The sequence below is a fragment of the Candidatus Omnitrophota bacterium genome, assembly GCA_028699255.1.
GTDB lineage: Bacteria > Omnitrophota > Gorgyraeia > 2-01-FULL-45-10 > 2-01-FULL-45-10 > FEN-1322.
On sequence record JAQVUX010000002.1, the window covers coordinates 105,966 to 123,247 of the forward strand.

The 17,282-nt window shown below is 50.3% G+C and carries 17 protein-coding genes; all 17 read left to right on the plus strand.

The genetic code is table 11. The annotated features are described in order from the left end of the window. Nucleotides 1-67 precede the first annotated feature (67 nt). Nucleotides 68-1,039 (plus strand): GTPase ObgE, encoded by a 972-nt coding sequence (gene obgE / locus PHS46_02250; protein ID MDD3905332.1) that lies wholly within the window; start codon nt 68-70, stop codon nt 1,037-1,039. Next, the gene (gene proB, locus PHS46_02255; GenBank protein MDD3905333.1) at nt 1,036-2,130 is read left to right on the plus strand and encodes a glutamate 5-kinase; all 1,095 of its coding nucleotides are present in this window, start codon (nt 1,036-1,038) and stop codon (nt 2,128-2,130) included. The genes obgE and proB overlap by 4 nt, the downstream gene beginning before the upstream one ends. Then, nucleotides 2,127-3,380 (plus strand): glutamate-5-semialdehyde dehydrogenase, encoded by a 1,254-nt coding sequence (locus PHS46_02260; GenBank protein ID MDD3905334.1) that lies wholly within the window; start codon nt 2,127-2,129, stop codon nt 3,378-3,380. The genes proB and PHS46_02260 overlap by 4 nt, the downstream gene beginning before the upstream one ends. 25 nt (nt 3,381-3,405) lie before the next feature. Further along, a complete protein-coding gene (gene nadD, locus PHS46_02265; protein ID MDD3905335.1) occupies nt 3,406-3,975 on the plus strand; it encodes a nicotinate-nucleotide adenylyltransferase in 570 nt (189 codons plus the stop codon). Between the two features lie 62 nt (nt 3,976-4,037). Next, nucleotides 4,038-4,181: a DUF5679 domain-containing protein gene (locus PHS46_02270; GenBank protein MDD3905336.1), complete on the plus strand. Its 144-nt coding sequence runs from the start codon at nt 4,038-4,040 to the stop codon at nt 4,179-4,181. A 39-nt stretch (nt 4,182-4,220) separates the two neighbouring features. Beyond that, nucleotides 4,221-4,643, plus strand: a complete 423-nt coding sequence (rsfS, locus tag PHS46_02275) for a ribosome silencing factor (protein ID MDD3905337.1) — start codon at nt 4,221-4,223, stop codon at nt 4,641-4,643. Nucleotides 4,644-4,654: 11 nt separating this feature from the next. Further along, nucleotides 4,655-6,334, plus strand: coding sequence for an arginine--tRNA ligase (gene argS / locus PHS46_02280; protein MDD3905338.1), 1,680 nt, complete (start codon nt 4,655-4,657; stop codon nt 6,332-6,334). A 95-nt stretch (nt 6,335-6,429) separates the two neighbouring features. Then, nucleotides 6,430-8,319, plus strand: a complete 1,890-nt coding sequence (gene mfd / locus PHS46_02285; GenBank protein ID MDD3905339.1) for a transcription-repair coupling factor — start codon at nt 6,430-6,432, stop codon at nt 8,317-8,319. Nucleotides 8,320-8,354: 35 nt separating this feature from the next. Next, on the plus strand, nt 8,355-9,218 hold the full coding sequence (locus tag PHS46_02290; protein ID MDD3905340.1) for a peptidyl-prolyl cis-trans isomerase: 864 nt from the start codon (nt 8,355-8,357) through the stop codon (nt 9,216-9,218). A 2-nt stretch (nt 9,219-9,220) separates the two neighbouring features. After that, nucleotides 9,221-10,177 (plus strand): peptidylprolyl isomerase, encoded by a 957-nt coding sequence (locus tag PHS46_02295; protein ID MDD3905341.1) that lies wholly within the window; start codon nt 9,221-9,223, stop codon nt 10,175-10,177. After that, nucleotides 10,137-11,144: a 4-hydroxythreonine-4-phosphate dehydrogenase PdxA gene (pdxA, locus tag PHS46_02300; GenBank protein MDD3905342.1), complete on the plus strand. Its 1,008-nt coding sequence runs from the start codon at nt 10,137-10,139 to the stop codon at nt 11,142-11,144. Before PHS46_02295 ends, pdxA begins: the two co-directional genes overlap by 41 nt. 9 nt (nt 11,145-11,153) lie before the next feature. Then, entirely contained in the window at nt 11,154-12,002 is an 849-nt protein-coding gene (rsmA, locus tag PHS46_02305; GenBank protein ID MDD3905343.1) for a 16S rRNA (adenine(1518)-N(6)/adenine(1519)-N(6))-dimethyltransferase RsmA, read from the plus strand. 17 nt (nt 12,003-12,019) lie between these two features. Next, the gene (gene gatC / locus PHS46_02310) at nt 12,020-12,319 is read left to right on the plus strand and encodes an Asp-tRNA(Asn)/Glu-tRNA(Gln) amidotransferase subunit GatC (GenBank protein MDD3905344.1); all 300 of its coding nucleotides are present in this window, start codon (nt 12,020-12,022) and stop codon (nt 12,317-12,319) included. Next, entirely contained in the window at nt 12,320-13,762 is a 1,443-nt protein-coding gene (gene gatA / locus PHS46_02315) for an Asp-tRNA(Asn)/Glu-tRNA(Gln) amidotransferase subunit GatA (GenBank protein MDD3905345.1), read from the plus strand. Further along, nucleotides 13,759-15,177 carry an Asp-tRNA(Asn)/Glu-tRNA(Gln) amidotransferase subunit GatB gene (gene gatB, locus PHS46_02320; protein ID MDD3905346.1) on the plus strand — a complete coding sequence of 473 codons (1,419 nt, stop codon included), beginning with the start codon at nt 13,759-13,761 and terminating at the stop codon, nt 15,175-15,177. The genes gatA and gatB overlap by 4 nt, the downstream gene beginning before the upstream one ends. A gap of 4 nt (nt 15,178-15,181) precedes the next feature. Then, entirely contained in the window at nt 15,182-16,414 is a 1,233-nt protein-coding gene (locus tag PHS46_02325) for a S41 family peptidase (protein MDD3905347.1), read from the plus strand. Next, a complete protein-coding gene (locus PHS46_02330) occupies nt 16,415-17,281 on the plus strand; it encodes a divergent polysaccharide deacetylase family protein (protein MDD3905348.1) in 867 nt (288 codons plus the stop codon). Nucleotide 17,282: the final 1 nt, after the last annotated feature.

Sequence of the window (17,282 nt, forward strand, 5' to 3'; positions counted from 1 at the left end):
CGGCTTCGCAGGAATAATTTCTCCGAAGCCCTGCCTTAGTCCGAATAGTGAAAGGCGAAGGAGAATAATGTTTATAGACGAAGCCAGGATAGAAGTTCAGGCCGGGTCCGGAGGGGATGGCTGTAATAGCCTATACCGCGACAGGGTCAACCGGATCGGTACCCCGGATGGCGGGCCGGGCGGTGACGGCGGGAATGTGATATTAGAGGCCGACAGCAACGTCCATACCTTATTGGATTTTCAGTACAGACGTCATTTCAAGGCAGACTCGGGATACAACGGCAGTTCCAATCACAAGAAGGGCGCCAGGGGGCAGGATGTCCACATTAAGGTCCCCGCCGGCACGATAATAAGAGACTCTGAAAACGGTTTTGTTTTACGCGATCTCGCTAAAGTAGGCGATAGTGTTATCATAGCCAAAGGCGGGTTCGGCGGCAGGGGTAATTCCAGAGGGCGCGAGGCGCTCAAGGGCGAGCCCGGCGAGACGAAGATAGTAGAATTAGAATTGAAGCTTATAGCCGAAGCCGGAATAATAGGTTATCCCAATGCCGGCAAGTCGACTTTGATATCGCGCATATCGTCCGCCAGGCCGAAGATAGCGAGTTATCCTTTCACCACTAAAGAGCCGGTTCTCGGCATGGTTAAACTTCACGACGATTTCAATATACTGGTAGCGGATATACCCGGGCTTATCGAAGGCGCGCATAAAGGCCGCGGCCTGGGGCATAAGTTCCTGCGTCATATCGAAAGGACGAAAGTCCTCATACATATCGTCGATATAGCGGGGACGGATTGCAGGGACCCGTATTCGGATTATGTAAATCTTAATAAAGAGTTAAAGGCGTACTCGAAAGAACTGGCGCGTAAAAAGCAGATAATAGTCCTGAATAAAACGGATTGTCCGCAGGCGAAAGAGAATTTGAAGGCGTTCAGAAAAAGGACAAAGAAAAAATATTTCGAAGTATCGGCGCTTACGGGTAAAGGCGTAAAAGAACTGCTCATCCAGATAGGCAAGACGATCAAGGCTGAAGAGATATGAAAAACTATAAAAAGATAGTCGTAAAAATAGGCACTAAAGTCATAACGACCAAAGACCGCACGCTCGATACGGCGCGGATGAAGGATCTTGTATGCCAAATCGCCGGTGTTACGCAAGAAGGTGCAGATGTCGTCCTGGTAACCTCCGGGGCTATCGGGTCGGGGCTTGCGCTTCTGGGATTGAAGAAGCGGCCCGCGGATCTGGCCTCGCTACAGGCGACGGCGGCCATCGGACAGAACCGCCTGATGCAGGTTTACAGCGAGTTGTTCAGGCCTTTTAAGATACATGTCGGACAGATGCTTCTGACGCAGGAGGATTTTAACGACAGGGCCAGATATCTTAATATCAAGCATACCATAAATAAACTCCTGGAACATGAGGCAGTGCCTATCATAAATGAGAACGACACCGTCGCGACCGAAGAAATAAAGTGCGGCGACAACGACCGGCTTTCATGCCTTGTGGCGGATCTCTGGGGCGCGGATCTTTTGATATTACTGACGGATGTAGACGGGCTTCTCGACGGCGAAGGTAAAGTCATAACCGAAGTCTCCGAGATAACTCCTGAGATCGCCAGGCTCGGCGGGAAAAGCCATTGCGACCTGGGAACCGGCGGCATGGCGACGAAGATCGAGGCCGCGCGAAGCGCGGTGCGCGCAGGCGTGGATTGCATGATAGCCAACGGTGCGGCCAAGGATGTTATTCGCAGGATCGTCCGGGGCGACGCAGGTATCGGTACGGCCTTCAGGCACGGCGAGGGGAAGTTTTTAGCGCGGAAGCGGTGGATAGCGTTCTCATCGCGACCTAAGGGCGGCATACGCGTAGACGCCGGGGCAAAGGCGGCGCTCACTGAGAAAGACTCTTCACTGCTTGCCTCCGGGGTAACCTTGCTCGACGGACAGTTCCGTCGCGGCGATGTCGTACGCATCGAGGATGAGCTCGGGCGGGAAATAGCCAGAGGCGTTACGAACTATTCAGCCTTGGATCTTGCAAGGATAAAAGGCATGAAGACGAGCAGTTTTAAAACCATACTTGGCGGCGGAAAGATGCCGGACGAAGTGGTGCATAAAGATAATCTGGTGATAACATGAATATCAAAACGATAGAAATTCTTACGGCCAAAGCTAAAAAAGCGTCCCGCGAACTTGCGCTGGTCGATACCGACACGAAGAACAGGGCGCTTCTGGCGATGGCAGAAGCTCTTAGAAAGAACACTGGTCAAATAATCCGCGCAAATAAGAAGGACGTAACGCTTGCCGTAAAAAAGAGAATTCCGGAGGCGGTGATAGACCGTCTTACTCTGAACGAAAACAGGATATTCGCGATGGCCTCTTCGCTATCGCAGATCACGAAGCTTCAGGATCCTGTCGGAAAAGTTCTTGAAACGAGGCAGAGGCCTAACGGGTTATTGATAAAAAAGGTCCGGGTGCCGATAGGCCTTATCCTTATAATATACGAATCGAGGCCTAATGTTACGAGTGATTGCGTTGGGCTGTGCCTGAAATCTTCCAATGCCGTTATACTGCGGGGCGGAAGTGAAGCGATAAATTCGAATCTGGCGATATTCAGCGTCTTGAACAAGGAAGCCAAAAAACATAATATTCCCGACGGCGCTATCTCGATAATAAACGATACAGATAGGCGTATAATCGATGAGCTTCTGAAAAAAGAAGGCGTGATAGACCTTGTAATACCTCGCGGGGGAGAATCACTTATAAGGGAAGTGTCTAAAAAGTCAAGAATACCCGTGATACGCCACTATAAAGGCGTGTGCCATACCTATGTCGATGCCGCCGCGGATTTGAAGATGGCCGGAGATGTATGTTTCAACGCGAAAGTGCAAAGGCCCGGTGTCTGTAACGCGATGGAGACATTGCTTGTAGACAGGCGGATAGCCAAAGTTTTTCTGCCGCCCATGATCAGGCGTTATAAGAATGCGGGTGTCGAGATACGCGGGTGTAATAAGACGCGCGCGATAGTTTCAGGCATAGCGGCCGCCACGGAAAAAGACTGGTATACGGAGTATCTGGGCCTTGTGCTTTCCGTAAAAGTGGTAAGCGGCGTAGACGAAGCGATAGCCCATATAATGAAATACGGTTCGTATCATTCCGACGCTATCGTTACCGAAAATAAAGCCGTTGCGGCAAAATTTTTAAAAGAGGTGGATTCGGCGTGTGTATATGTAAATGCTTCTACCAGGTTCACAGACGGCGGGGAGTTTGGGATGGGCGCCGAGATGGGGATATCTACAGATAAGTTACATGCGCGCGGGCCTATGGGCATAGAGGAACTAACGTCTTATAAGTATATTGTTTACGGTAATGGGCAAGTCAGAAAATAATGAAAGTGCAAAAAGAGGTGTTGTGATGAGAATAGGGATACTCGGCGGTACATTCAATCCGATACATATCGGCCATTTAATACTGGCTGAAGAGGCCCTGTCCAAGCTGAAATTAGACAAAGTCTTGTTTGTGCCGACATATATACCTCCGCACAAAAACGTCGATCTATCGGTAAAACCTAAAGACCGGCTTAAGATGGTAGAGCTTGCCATAGCGGATAACAATGCGTTTGAGGTTTCGACGTTCGAGCTCGACTCGAAGAAAAAATCTTATTCCATAGAGACATTAAAAGAATTCAGAAATATATACGGCACCGGCGCCCAGCTTTTTTTTATAACCGGATCTGACCTTCTCAAGGATCTCTTTTCCTGGAAGAACGTGAACGAGATATTTAAAATATCCAAGTTCATCGTGGCTAACCGGCCCGGATATCCGGTCAAGGACGTGCCTGAAGAGGTTGAGACCGTGGTCATAACGCCTATAGAGGTCTCTTCGGAGGACATACGCCGCCGCCTCAAAGACGGCAGGTCGATAAGGTATCTGGTTCCGGAGAAGGTAAGGGCCTATATAATCAAGCGTGATCTTTATAAATGATGGGCTCTTGACCTTAAGGGCAATATAGTGTATAATCTCATTTCATGAAGGGGGTGATATAAATGGCAGAAATAGGATATTGCGTAAAATGTAAAGCTAAGAAAGAGATGAAGGACACCCAGAAAGTCATCATGAAGAACAAGAGACAGGCCATGAAAGGCAAATGCACCACTTGTGGCACTGGAATGTATAAGATAATGAAGTAAAAAAGAAGGAATGGGTCTATAAAAGCGAAGAATTTAGCGTTGGCTATAGCCGGCGCTGCCTCGGAAAAAAAGGCGCTCGACATTGTAATCATGAAGATGAGAAAGATGTCGAGCGTCTGTGACTATTTTGTCATAGCAAGCGGCACCTCTACTACTCATGTCAGGGCGCTATCCGATAATATAATCAGGACGCTTAAAGAGAAGGGCCAGCCTGTTCGCCATTCAGAAGGCGAGAGGGAGGCTTCCTGGATACTATTGGACTTTGGTGAGGCTGTATGCCACCTTTTCCTGAAAGAGACGAGGGCGTTCTATGACCTGGAAGGCTTATGGGTAAAGGCGCCGCGGGAAGATTTTAAAGAGCGCCGTCCCGGCAAGCCTTCGAAACGTGTTAAAAAGTTGAAGGTAAAGAAGCCGGGGGCTTTGAAGCGCCCCGCGGCAAAGAAAAAAAGAAGCAAAAGATAGTATAAAAGACAATGCAGTATGGCACAATCGAAAAAAATATCGCCGCTGTTATCGAAAGGTCTGTAAAAGAAGTATTTACGGATCTTGGTCTGCAATCCTCCATACCCTCGGACTTCAAAGCAGAGCTGGACATACCTAAGGAAAAAAGCCACGGAGATCTCTCGAGCAATATAGCCATGCGCTCGGCTAAAATAGCCAGGAAAGCGCCTGTCGAACTGGCAACTCTTATAAAGGCGAAGCTTGACGCTTCGACCGATGAATTTTCAGGCATTGTGAGCAGTATTGAGGTAAAGGCCCCCGGTTTTATAAATTTCTTCCTCGCAAAAGATTTCTTATGCAAAATACTCCTACAGATAAAAAGGGAAAAGGATAATTTTGGCCGTTCCGGAGTCGGCCGCGGCACAAAGCTACAGGTGGAGTTCGTCAGCGCCAACCCGACGGGCCCGCTTACCATAGCGCATGGCAGGCAAGCGGCTATAGGCGACTCTTTAGCCAATATTCTCAAGTTCCTGGGATACAATGTAACCCGGGAGTATTATCTAAATGATGAAGGCACCCAGATGGACAATCTGGGTAAGTCCATAATGGCCCGATATAAGGAACTTTTCGGGTCCACTGAACCATTTCCCGCGGACGGATACAAAGGGGCGTATGTTTCAGATATAGCCAAGGCATTTAAGAAGAAACACGGTAAGAAGCACTTAGATAGCAAAGACATAACCATATTTCGTGAATTCGGGCTTCGATGGATACTCGACGATATTAAAAAAGACCTTAAGGATTTCGGCGTAAAATTCGATGTTTGGTACAGCCAGAAAGCTTTGAGGAAGTCCGGCAAGGTGGATAAAGCGATAGCTGTTCTGAAAGAAAAAGGCTATGTCTATGAACAGGACAACGCTGTATGGTTCAAATCGACGCTCTTCGGCGACGACAAGGACAGGGTTCTTATTAAATCCGACGGAAGCAAGACGTATCTGGCGCCGGACATCGCTTACCATCTCGAAAAATACAGGAGAGGTTTTAAAAGGATAACGGATATCTGGGGGCCGGATCACCACGGCTACATCCCGCGCATGAGGGCGGCGATAAAAGCGCTGGGTTTTTCGGAAGAATCGCTGACGGTATTGATCGTACAGCTCGCTACGCTTTATAAAGGCGGGCAGGTCGTTTCGATGTCGACGAGGGCAGGGGAGTTCGTTACTCTGCGCGAGGTCATGGACGAAGTCGGTAAGGACGTTGCCAGATTTGCGTTTCTCATGCGCCGCGTATCGAGCCACCTCGATTTCGACCTCGACCTGGTTAAAAAACAGTCATCGGAGAACCCCGTATATTACATCCAGTATGCCCACGCGAGGATATGGTCGATACTCGAATACAGCCATCGCGCGCATATAGTTACGGCAAAGTTCGACTCACGTCTCCTGAAAGAGCCGGAGGAGCTCGAGCTTTTAAGAGCCTTGCGACAATTTCCCCTGCTTGTAAGTATAAGCGGTAAGGTGCAGGAGCCATATGTTATATTGCAATACCTTCAGGATCTTGCCACGCTATTCCATTCCTTCTATAATAAGCACAGGGTCGTAGGCAGTGACGTATCGCTTACGAAATCGCGCCTGGTGCTGGTCGATTGTACCAGGATAGTCCTCGCGAACGGTTTGCGTCTTTTAGGTGTTTCTCTTCCCAAAAAGATGTAGAGAAGGCGGCGGCCGGGTCGAGAAGTTTTCGGCTCTCTACTGCTTCGGCTTCGTCCCGCAGTCGTTCGCTCGAACAGCAAACTAACCAATAGCCTATGTTCGATTCCATAAAAATATACTTAAACGAAGACGTGGACGTTGAAGTTCTTGCGGCGAAGCTTGTCGAGTACGGTTACCGCGCCTGTAAACGCGTTGCCGAGGAGGGCGACTTCTCGCGTCTCGGCGATACTATTGCCATATACCCCGTTACGTTTGAATACCCTCTAAGGATAGAGCTCCTCCATGATCGCGTAGAAAAAATACGTTCGGTCGATCCTGTCACATACGAGCCCGTGCAGGAACACGCAAGCGCCATAATACTTCCGATAAGCGGCATAGCGCGTAAGAAGATACGCCGCAAAGAACTCGGGTTCGTCGAAGAATCGCCGATAGATAATTTCGTCGATATAGAGCCGGGCGACTACGTCGTGCATATCGAACACGGTATAGGCAGGTATCTCGGGGTCGAAAAGATAAAGGTCGACAAAAAATATACGGAACATTTCGCGATAGAGTATTCCGGAGCCAACAAGCTTTATGTGCCGTTCGCCGACCTGGACAAACTGCACAAATACCTCGGGTTCGAGAAGCGCTTGCCGAAATTGAACAAGCTCGGCTCCGCGCTGTGGAAGAGCGCCAAGGAGCGCGCCAGGAAGGGCGTGCAAAAGGTCGCGCTCGAGCTACTCGAGCTCCAGGCAAAGCGCGCAGGCGCCGGAGGGTACAGCTTTCCGCCGGATACCGAATGGCAGGCCCAGTTGGAGAAAGCGTTCCCGTACAAAGAAACGCCGGATCAGGTAAAATCGTCCGCCGAGGTCAAGCGCGACATGGAGGCCCCTAAGCCGATGGATCGGCTTCTCTGCGGTGACGTGGGGTACGGCAAGACGGAGGTGGCTATCCGCGCCGCGTTCAAGTCCGTCATGGCCGGCAAGCAGGTAGCCATCTTAGTGCCAACGACGATACTCGCCGAACAGCATTTCAACACATTCACGACGCGCATGAAGAGTTTTCCCGTCAAGGTCGAGATGCTTTCGCGTTTTCGCACGGCTAAGGAGCAGGACGAAATAGTGAAAGGGATAGAGGGTGGATCGGTTGATATAATAATAGGCACCCATCGTCTCATATCGGGCGACATAAAATTTAAAGATCTCGGCCTTGTTATAATTGATGAGGAACAGCGTTTCGGGGTGCGTCACAAAGAACATTTGAAGAAGATGCGCGTCTCGGTCGATGTCCTTACACTTACCGCTACCCCGATACCCAGGACGCTTTACCTGGCGCTTATGGGCGGCCGTGACATTTCTGTCATAAATACTCCGCCTTCCGAGCGCCTGCCGGTAGATACGAAGGTCGTGCATTACGACGAGCTCCTGATAAGGGACGCGATAATGAAAGAGAAACGCAGGGGAGGGCAGGTCTTCTTCGTCCACAACAGGATACGCGGCATAGACAGAGTGGCTCAGACGATCGCGAAACTGGTCCCGGACGTATCGATAGCCATAGGCCATGGCAGGATGAATGAAAAAGAGCTCGAGGCGACGATGATAAACTTCATCAAAGGCAAAGTCGACTGCCTTGTCTCGACGACCATTATAGAATCCGGCATAGACATTCCGAACGCGAACACTATCATAATAAACCATGCAGACAAATTCGGGCTATCCGAGCTCTATCAACTGCGCGGCAGGGTCGGCCGTTTTACCCGGGCGGCATACGCGTATCTCCTGGTATCGAAGAATCTCGTCTTGAGCTCCGAGTCGCAGAAGCGTCTGGTCGCGATAAAGAAGTTCCAGGAGCTTGGTTCGGGCTTCAAGCTTGCGATGGAAGATCTGCAGATAAGAGGGGCGGGAAACCTGCTCGGTACCGAACAGCACGGTTTCATTAACGCGGTCGGTTTCGATCTCTACTGCCGTCTTCTCAAATCCGCCATCGACAGCATGAAAAAATAGTGTTGTGTTCGATACTTTATGATATAATTATTCCAATGTTACGCCATAAATCTATAATAGTTCCTGTTGCCGTTATGGTACTGACCGTTTCCGGCTGTGCGAAGACGCAGGGCGCGGATGAAAAGGTGCTCGCGCGCGTAAGCAGTCATGTAATAACGGCGAAGGATCTTAAGTCAAAGATATCCAGGCTCCCTCCATACTACCAGAGTGTTGTCGCTAAAGACCCCAAACGATATGTCGAAGAAATAATAGTCGAAATGCTGTGCTATGAAGAAGGCGTCCGCAAGGGGCTCGATCGGGATAAAGAGGTTAAAGAGCTCGTGAACGAGGCGAAGAAGAAGATAGTGACGGCGAAGCTCGTGAAGAATGAAGTGGAGGACAAGGTCGTCATCACCGAGGATGAGATAAAGAAATTTTACGACGAGAATAAAGAAAAATTCAAAACCCCCGAGATGTGGCGTGTGTCGCATATACTGGTACCTGACGAGGCCGCGGCAAAGAAGGCGTTGGACGATATAGCCGCCGGCGCGAAGTTCGAGGACATAGCCAGGGAGCGTTCGATAGACGCTACGGCGAGCCGCGGCGGCGATGTTGGTTTCTTCCGCTTAGGTCAGCTCGTGCCGGAATTTGAGAGCGCGTGCCTTAAACTTGAACCGGGTAAAACGAGCGGCATCGTCAAGACGCAATTTGGTTACCATATAATAAAGATGACGGGTAAGAAAGAATCCGGCGTCATGACTTATCTCGATGCCAGGAAGGCCATAGAGGCGGAGTTGAAGAAGCAAAAACGCGCGGAACTTTTTGCCGCGCTCGTCCTTAAACTGAAGGACAAGTACGGTGTCGAGGTTAACGAGTCCGCGTTCCCGAAAGAGGCGCAGGGTACGGCGCCTGCGAAATGACTATGAAAAAAATAATTCTTCAATCGACTATTGCGGTTTTTATGATCACAGCTTTACCGGTTCTTTCGCGCGGTGAGGTTGTTGACAAGGTTGCCATAGTGGTGAACGATGAGATAGTGACCGATCGGGAAATATCCCGGGCGTTGGCGCCGATCTACGAAAAATACAAGACGATGTTCAGCGGGCCGAAGCTTGTCGAGAAATTAGAAGAGGCTAAACAGAAGGTGGCGCAACAGATGATCGAGGATAGGCTTCTTTACGCCGAAGCGAAGAAGCAGAATATCGAGATAGACGAGAAAGAAGTCGACGCTAAGGTGCAGGATATAATCAACGGGCTAGGGTCGCGGGAAAATTTCAATCAAGCTCTTCTACAGCAACAGTTGACGGTAAAGGATATAAAAGAGCGCTACAGACAGCAGTTCATGATACGCCGTTTAGTGGATCGTAAGATCGGGGCCGCGATAGTGGTTACTCCGGTCGACATCGATACATACTTTAACAAAAACACAGAAGATTTTATCCGGCCGGAACGGGTCAAGCTTAAAAATATACTGATAAGCCTTAGGAAATTTCCGGAGCCTACCAGGGCGCTGGCACAGGCGCGGGATATATCGAAACGCTTGCGCGAGGGGTGCGATTTTGACGGATTGGCCAAGCTTTATTCCGACGGTCCGGGTGCTTCCGAAGGCGGCCTCATGGGACATGTAAAGCGCGGCGATCTTCTGCCTGAGATAGAGAAGGCGGTATTCGCTCTTAAGCCGGGCGAGGTCACGGGGGTAGTTCAGACGAGCCTTGGTTATCACATATTTAAAGTCGAGGATAAGGAGCCCCCGAGGACACCGTCGTTGTCCGAAGTCAGGCGCGAAGTCGAAGCGGCGGCTTATAAATCAAAGGTGGACGCGAAGATAAGGGGTTGGCTTGAGAGCCTTAAGAAGAGCGCATATATCGCGTTCAAATAAAGCGCGGAGAAAGCCCCGTATCGTTATAACTATGGGCGACCCTTCCGGGGTCGGGCCGGAAGTTACATTGAAGGCATTGGCAAATCCTGATGTAAAAGGGCTTGCCGATTTTTTTATTATAGGGGACCGTCGGGTATTGGCGGGAGCGTGCCGCCTCGCGCGCTGTAAGCCTTTTATAAATATCGTGGATGTTTCCGAAGGACGCAGACAGAGATTTTCTTACGGCAGATTGACCGCCGAAGCCGGCCGGGCTTCGCTCCGGTATATAGATACCGCGCTCGAAATGATATCCGCAGGCGAAGCGGATGCTTTAGTTACCGCCCCGATAAATAAATCGTCGATAATAAGTTCCGGTATCCCGGAGTTTCAGGGGCATACGGAATATCTGGCGGAGAGATTCGCCGTCAAGAAATTCGCTATGATGTTTGTAGGTAAAAAGCTTAAATTAACGCTCGTGACCCGTCATGTTCCCTTCCGCGATATCCCCCGTATACTGACGACCGAAAAAATATACGACGCTATAATATTGACATGCAAGGCGCTAAAGGAATATTTCCGGATCGCCTCTCCCCGGATATGCGTATGCGGCCTCAACCCTCACGCCGGCGAGAACGGCGCCTTTGGAACCGAAGAAAAAAGAATTATCGCCCCGGCCATAAGAAAGGCCGCGCGCTCGGTGAAGAATATTGTAGGGCCGGTGAGCGCGGATATCGCTTTTTGCGAAGCGCTCGACGGGAAGCACGACGCGGTGATAGCGCTGTACCATGACCAGGGGCTGATACCGTTCAAGATGCTATATTTTTACAGCGGTGTGAATATGACACTCGGCCTGCCATTCGTCCGGACCTCGCCGGATCATGGAACCGCGTTCGACATAGCCGGTAAGGGTATCGCGAATCCGGAGTCTATGATCGAGGCTATACGGCTCGCGTGTAAACTTACAAAAAGACCGGGAAAAAATCAATAATCAAACCTGATGCTTACAAAAAATCAAATAAGAGAAATTTTTAAGCGATATGATTTCGCGCCGCTGAAACGGCTGGGCGAGAATTATCTTATCGATAGTAATATAAAGGATAAAATAATTGCCGCGGCCGGTGTTTCCGCGAATGACACAGTTCTCGAAATAGGGCCTGGGCTCGGGGCGCTGACATCCGACCTTGCCAGCGCCGCAGATTCGGTTATAGCCGTGGAGAAGGACGGTAAAGCGGTGGAGATACTCAGCGAAATCGCCGGATCGGAATTCCCGAATCTCAAGATCATAAACGGCGACATACTGGAGTTTGATCTGAAATGCGTTGCCGGAAAGAAGTTGACGGTAGTAGGGAATCTGCCGTATTACATAACGACGCCGGTTATAGAATATCTCTTTACCAACAAGCGCTTTGTAAAGTCAGCCGTGATCATGGTGCAGAAAGAGGTCGCACTGCGCCTCCTTGCGAAGCCGGGTACCCGGGATTACGGATCCTTAAGCTGTTTTGTCCAATACCATTCGCGTCCTGAGTATATTTACACCGTAAAACGCACATGCTTCTATCCGGCGCCCAAAGTCGACTCCGCGATATTGCGGCTCGAAATACTGGACTCGCCTTCGGTCGATGTGGAGAGCGAGGAATTATTCTTTCGCGTAGTGCGCGGCTCGTTCAACCAGCGCCGCAAGTCGATCATTAACTCGCTTTCGCGCGAAGCCGTCCTGGATGTTTCCAAAGAAAAGCTGGCGGCCATCCTGAAGCGCGCCGGCATCGATCCTGCCGCCCGCCCCGAAACCCTATCCCTCGTCGATTTCGCAAAATTGACAAATGCCGCAGTATGTGGTAACTTATAACAAATAAAGGGATTACAATGAAAACGATAGACGCAAAAGTGGTGAAGCATGTTGCGCATCTTGGCCGCCTTGAATTGGACGATAAAGAGCTCGAGCTTTACAGCGGGCAACTGGCTTCTATTCTTACATATATAAGCAAATTAAATGAAATAGATACAAAAGATGTCGTTCCCACAAGCCATGCCCTGGCCACTCTCAAGAATGTATTCCGCAAAGACGTATTGCGACAATCCCTTACGCCTGATGAGGCCCTGGCTAACGCCCCGTCGCGAGATGACGATTTCTTCAAAGTTCCTCAGATAATAGAGGGCAAATAAGTGGAACAGTTTAATTCCCTCACGGCCCACAAATTAATCGAACTTATATCCAAAGGCGAAACTGTCCCGGCGGTGATCCTCGACCAGGTATTTTCCAGAATAGATACCGTAGATCCCAAAATCAAAGCGATAGTCCTTGCGAATAAAGACAAAGCGCGCAAGGCCGCCGCCTCTGCGAAAAAATCAGGACGCCTTGCCGGTATTCCGGTGCTCCTGAAAGATAATATCTGCGTTAAGGGCGAAGAGACGACATGCGCCTCCCGCATATTGAAAGGGTTTAAGCCGCCGTATAATGCGACGGTCGTAAAGAAGCTGGAGACCGAAGGTGCGGTGCTGATAGGCAAGGCCAATATGGACGAGTTCGCATTCGGCTCATCGTGCGAGACGTCGTGCTACGGCGCGACGAAGAATCCGTGGGATACCTCGCGCATCCCCGGCGGCTCCAGCGGCGGGTCCGCGGCCGCAGTCGCGGCAGACGAGACGATACTGGCGCTCGGCTCCGATACCGGCGGATCCATTCGCCAGCCGGCCGCGCTTTGCGGTGTCGTCGGACTGAAGCCGACTTACGGGAGAGTTTCGCGTTACGGACTCATCGCTTTCGCCTCATCGCTCGATCAGATAGGCCCGATCACCAAGGATGTCGAGGACGCGGCACTCCTCCTCGGCGCCATCGCCGGACACGACGAGATGGATTCCACCTCTGTTGATTTGCCGGTTCCCGACTACACGCGTTCGCTCGTAAAAGATGTTAAGGGGCTACGTATCGGCGTGCCCAAAGAATATTTCATCGAAGGGCTCAATAAAGAAGTTGCCGCCGGCGTTAACGCCGCCATAGAATTGCTTAAATCGCTGGGCGCGAAGATAGAAAAGATAACACTTCCGCACACCGAATACGCCGTCAGCACATACTACATAGTCGCGACCGCCGAGGCGAGCTCTAACCTCGCCAGGTTCGATGGCGTCCAGTACGGATTACGTTCCGCGGATCACGGCGACATGGTCGATATGTACATAAAGACGCGCTCTCAGGGTTTTGGCAATGAAGCTAAGAGGCGCATATTGCTCGGCACGTATTGCCTCTCGACCGGATATTACGACGCTTATTACCTTAAGGCGCAGAAAGTCAGGACCAGGATACGCGAGGACTTCGACAATGCTTTCCGGACATGCGATTGCATAATCACGCCGACTTCTCCGACGCCGGCATTTAAAATAGGCGAGAAGACGGGCGATCCTTTGAGCATGTACCTTTCCGACATTTACACGATCCCCGCGAACCTCGCGGGACTGCCTGCGATGTCAGTGCCGTGCGGATTTTCCAAAAATGGTTTGCCGATAGGATTACAGATACTCGCAAAGCCGTTTGATGAAGAGACGATATTCAGGACAGCGTATACGTTCGAGCAGAATACCGACTATCACAATCGAAAGCCGAAAATATGAGTTACGAGACCGTCATAGGGCTGGAAGTCCATTTACAACTTGCCACGAAGACAAAAGCCTTCTGCGGCTGTTCGACGAAGTTCGGCGCCAGGGCTAATTCTCAGGTCTGTCCCGTATGTCTCGGCTTTCCGGGAAGCTTGCCCGTCCTGAACGAGGAAGCGTTCCGTTTCGCGATAAAGGTCGCGCTGGCGCTCAACTGCAAAATACAATCGCTTATAAAATTCGACAGAAAGAATTATTACTATCCCGACCTGCCGAAAAATTTCCAGATATCGCAATATGATATGCCGCTCTCGTATGATGGATTCATTGATATTGCGGCAAAAAAGATACGAATAAAACGCGTTCATATGGAAGAGGATGCCGGGAAATTGATGCATCCCGAGGGAGAATCTTACAGTTTGGTCGACTACAACCGCGGCGGCATGCCGCTTTTGGAAATAGTGACGGAGCCGGATTTAAATTCGCCGCAGGAAGCGTACGATTATCTTACAAAACTCAAATCGATACTCGAGTATCTAAGGGTTTCCGATTGCGATATGGAGAAGGGCTCGCTTCGCTGCGACGCGAATATATCGATACGGCCGCAGGGCGAGACGAAACTTGGGACGAAGGTGGAGCTTAAGAATATGAATTCGTTCAGAGGCGTGCGCTCCGCCCTCGAATACGAGGAGAAGCGCCAGGCGTCGGTTCTCGACGAGAAAGGCAAACTCATCCAGGAGACGAGATTATGGGATACCGGCAGATGCGTTACCGCGTCGATGAGGGTGAAGGAAGAGGCTGAGGACTACCGGTATTTTCCCGAGCCCGATCTCGTGCCTTTCGTTGTGGACAGAAATCAGATCGAGGAGGTAAGGAGCGCTCTGCCTGAACTTCCGGAAGCGAGATCGCTGAGATTCAAAGAAAAATTAGGGCTTTCGGATTACGATGCCGGTGTTTTGACCGGACAGGTCGATGTCGCCGATTATTTCGAAGAATGCCTTAAACTTTACCCGAATGCCAAAGTAGCGGCGAACTGGATAATGGGTGACGTTATGGCCGCCGTCAACACTCGCAATATAAATATCAGGGAACTGGCCCTTACGCCCATAGCGCTCGTCGGGCTCCTTAAGATGATCGACTCGGGAGCTATAAACGGCAAGATGGCCAAGGACGTTTTAATCGAGGCGATCGAAACGAAGGCAAGTCCGGACGAGATAGTCCGGAAGAAGGGGCTGTCTCAAATAAGCGATTCGTCCCAGATCGAGGAGGCCGTGAAGAAGGTTTTACAGAAAGAGATAAAATCCGTAGATGATTATAAAGCCGGCAAGAAAGCGGCCCTCGGATTCCTCGTTGGACAGGTCATGAAAGAAACTAAGGGCAAAGCAAATCCCGCGATGGTGAATGCGACATTAAAGAAGATTCTTGGAGAATAGCGAGATGAAGTGTCTGCGTAAAATAATTTTCGGTTCCATTCTTCTCCTCGCGATAGCGTCTACGGCGATAGCGGCCTCCGGGGATAAAACTCAGGAAGGAGACCTGTACAAGGAGCTTGAGTTGTTTGCCGACGCGGTCAGTTTCGTGAAAAGCGATTACGCCGAGGAGGTGGATTCAAAAAAGCTCATGTATGGGGCCATGCGGGGCATGCTTGCCAGCCTCGATGATTACAGCGAATTCATGGATCCGGAGGAATATGCGGAGCTAAAGTCCGAGACGAAAGGCGAGTTCTGCGGCATCGGTATCGAGATATCGATGAAAGAAGGTATCGTTACCGTGATAACGCCGATACCGGGTACGCCTGCTGAAGCGGCAGGTATAAAGCCGGGCGACAAGGTGGTTAAAATAGACGGCAAGATAACCAAAGACATGACGCTGGACGAGTCCGTAAAGAAGATGCGCGGTAAACCCGGCACTATTATAAAACTCACCATATGGCGCGAGAAGGACCGGAAGATATTGGATATATCGATTAAACGCGCTACGATAAAGATACAAAGTATACGGGAAGCCGATTTTATCGACGGAAAGATCGGTTATATAAAACTTACGGATTTTCAGGATAATACGATTCGCGACCTGGATAAAACTCTTAAGAAATTTGAGACCAGCGGTATGGATTCATTGATCCTCGACTTAAGGTATAACCCGGGCGGCACTCTCGATAGCGCCTTCGATGTCGCCGAAAGATTTCTTGCTAAAGACAAGGTTATCGTATCGACTAAGTCCAGGGTGCCGGACCAGAATGAGACGTTTAAATCGAGCGGCAAGCATACGCATGCCGAGTACCCGCTCATCGTATTGGTGAATGAAGGCTCCGCGAGCGGCTCCGAGATCGTTGCCGGCGCCGTGCAGGACAATAAACGCGGCCTGATCCTGGGCGTGAGGACATACGGGAAGGCGTCCGTCCAGACGGTAATACCTATGAGGGACGGCTCGGCATTGAGGCTTACGACGGCTTCGTATTTAACGCCGTCGGGGAAAATGATAAAAGGACAGGGGATAACGCCGGATGTTGTTATAGAAGACCGCGAGGATAATAAAAAAGATCCGGATGCGGCGGAAGACCTGTTCTACGAAAAGCTCCCGGCCAAAGATCGGCTCAGAAAAGACGATCAGCTTTTTGCGGCGGTCGGCCTGATGAAGGGTATAAAAGTTTATAATGGAGTTAAGTAAGTGAAACGCGAAAAGGTCATTTTAATATTATCGGTCGCTATTCTGATCCTCGCGGCATTTTTTTTAGGGCAGAAGACGCAGATTTCCCGCGCGAAGAAATCCAGGGTTAAAGAGCGCCCGGCATATAACACTCAGCGCACCGCAAAGAAAAAAGCGGCCGCGCCCGCGCAAGCGCTCCCGCCGGTGCCTGTAAAAAAATCATCGCGTCCCGCGAAGGTGGCCATAGTCATAGACGACTTTGGATATAATACGAATAACCTCGAAACGCTCTACTCTATAAAGCTACCGCTGACTTTCTCGATATTACCAGGTTTGCGCTGTTCGCGTGAAATAGCCGAAAGCGCCGCATCTCACGGTTACGAGACAATACTGCACCTGCCGCTGGCTTCTCACAGGAAGGATGTTAAAGAAGAGTCGGAGACGATCCGGCCGGGCGAGAATAAGAAAGAAATTGCGGAGCGCCTGTCTAAGGACATAGATTCGGTTCCGGGGATATGCGGCGTATCGAATCATATGGGTTCGCTCGCTACCGAAGACAAAGTGTTAATGTCGGAGATATTTTATTATCTGAAGAAGAGTGGGTTTTATTATTTTGACAGCCTGACATCGGAGAAATCGGTATGCCGCGAAGCGGCCGCCGGTATACATATACGTTTTGCCAGACGGGATATGTTTCTCGATAATGAAAGCAGTGCGGAATACATAGAAAAACAGCTCGACATCCTGGAAAAACTTGCTTTTAAAAGAGGACGCGCCATAGCCATATGCCACGACAGGAAGAGTACAGCCGTTGTGCTGGCGAAAGTGATGCCGCGCATGGCCAGGGATGGAATAGAGTTCGTTTATCTTTCGGATATGGTGGACTGAT

Excerpts from the sequence above, each read along its gene's own strand:
- obgE (MDD3905332.1), top strand. The coding sequence starts at position 68 with ATGTTTATAGACGAAGCCAGGATAGAAGTTCAGGCCGGGTCCGGAGGG.
- proB (MDD3905333.1), top strand. The coding sequence starts at position 1,036 with ATGAAAAACTATAAAAAGATAGTCGTAAAAATAGGCACTAAAGTCATA.
- PHS46_02260 (MDD3905334.1), top strand. The coding sequence starts at position 2,127 with ATGAATATCAAAACGATAGAAATTCTTACGGCCAAAGCTAAAAAAGCG.
- nadD (MDD3905335.1), top strand. The coding sequence starts at position 3,406 with ATGAGAATAGGGATACTCGGCGGTACATTCAATCCGATACATATCGGC.
- PHS46_02270 (MDD3905336.1), top strand. The coding sequence starts at position 4,038 with ATGGCAGAAATAGGATATTGCGTAAAATGTAAAGCTAAGAAAGAGATG.
- argS (MDD3905338.1), top strand. The coding sequence starts at position 4,655 with ATGCAGTATGGCACAATCGAAAAAAATATCGCCGCTGTTATCGAAAGG.
- mfd (MDD3905339.1), top strand. The coding sequence starts at position 6,430 with ATGTTCGATTCCATAAAAATATACTTAAACGAAGACGTGGACGTTGAA.
- PHS46_02290 (MDD3905340.1), top strand. The coding sequence starts at position 8,355 with ATGTTACGCCATAAATCTATAATAGTTCCTGTTGCCGTTATGGTACTG.
- PHS46_02295 (MDD3905341.1), top strand. The coding sequence starts at position 9,221 with ATGAAAAAAATAATTCTTCAATCGACTATTGCGGTTTTTATGATCACA.
- rsmA (MDD3905343.1), top strand. The coding sequence starts at position 11,154 with ATGCTTACAAAAAATCAAATAAGAGAAATTTTTAAGCGATATGATTTC.
- gatC (MDD3905344.1), top strand. The coding sequence starts at position 12,020 with ATGAAAACGATAGACGCAAAAGTGGTGAAGCATGTTGCGCATCTTGGC.
- gatB (MDD3905346.1), top strand. The coding sequence starts at position 13,759 with ATGAGTTACGAGACCGTCATAGGGCTGGAAGTCCATTTACAACTTGCC.
- PHS46_02325 (MDD3905347.1), top strand. The coding sequence starts at position 15,182 with ATGAAGTGTCTGCGTAAAATAATTTTCGGTTCCATTCTTCTCCTCGCG.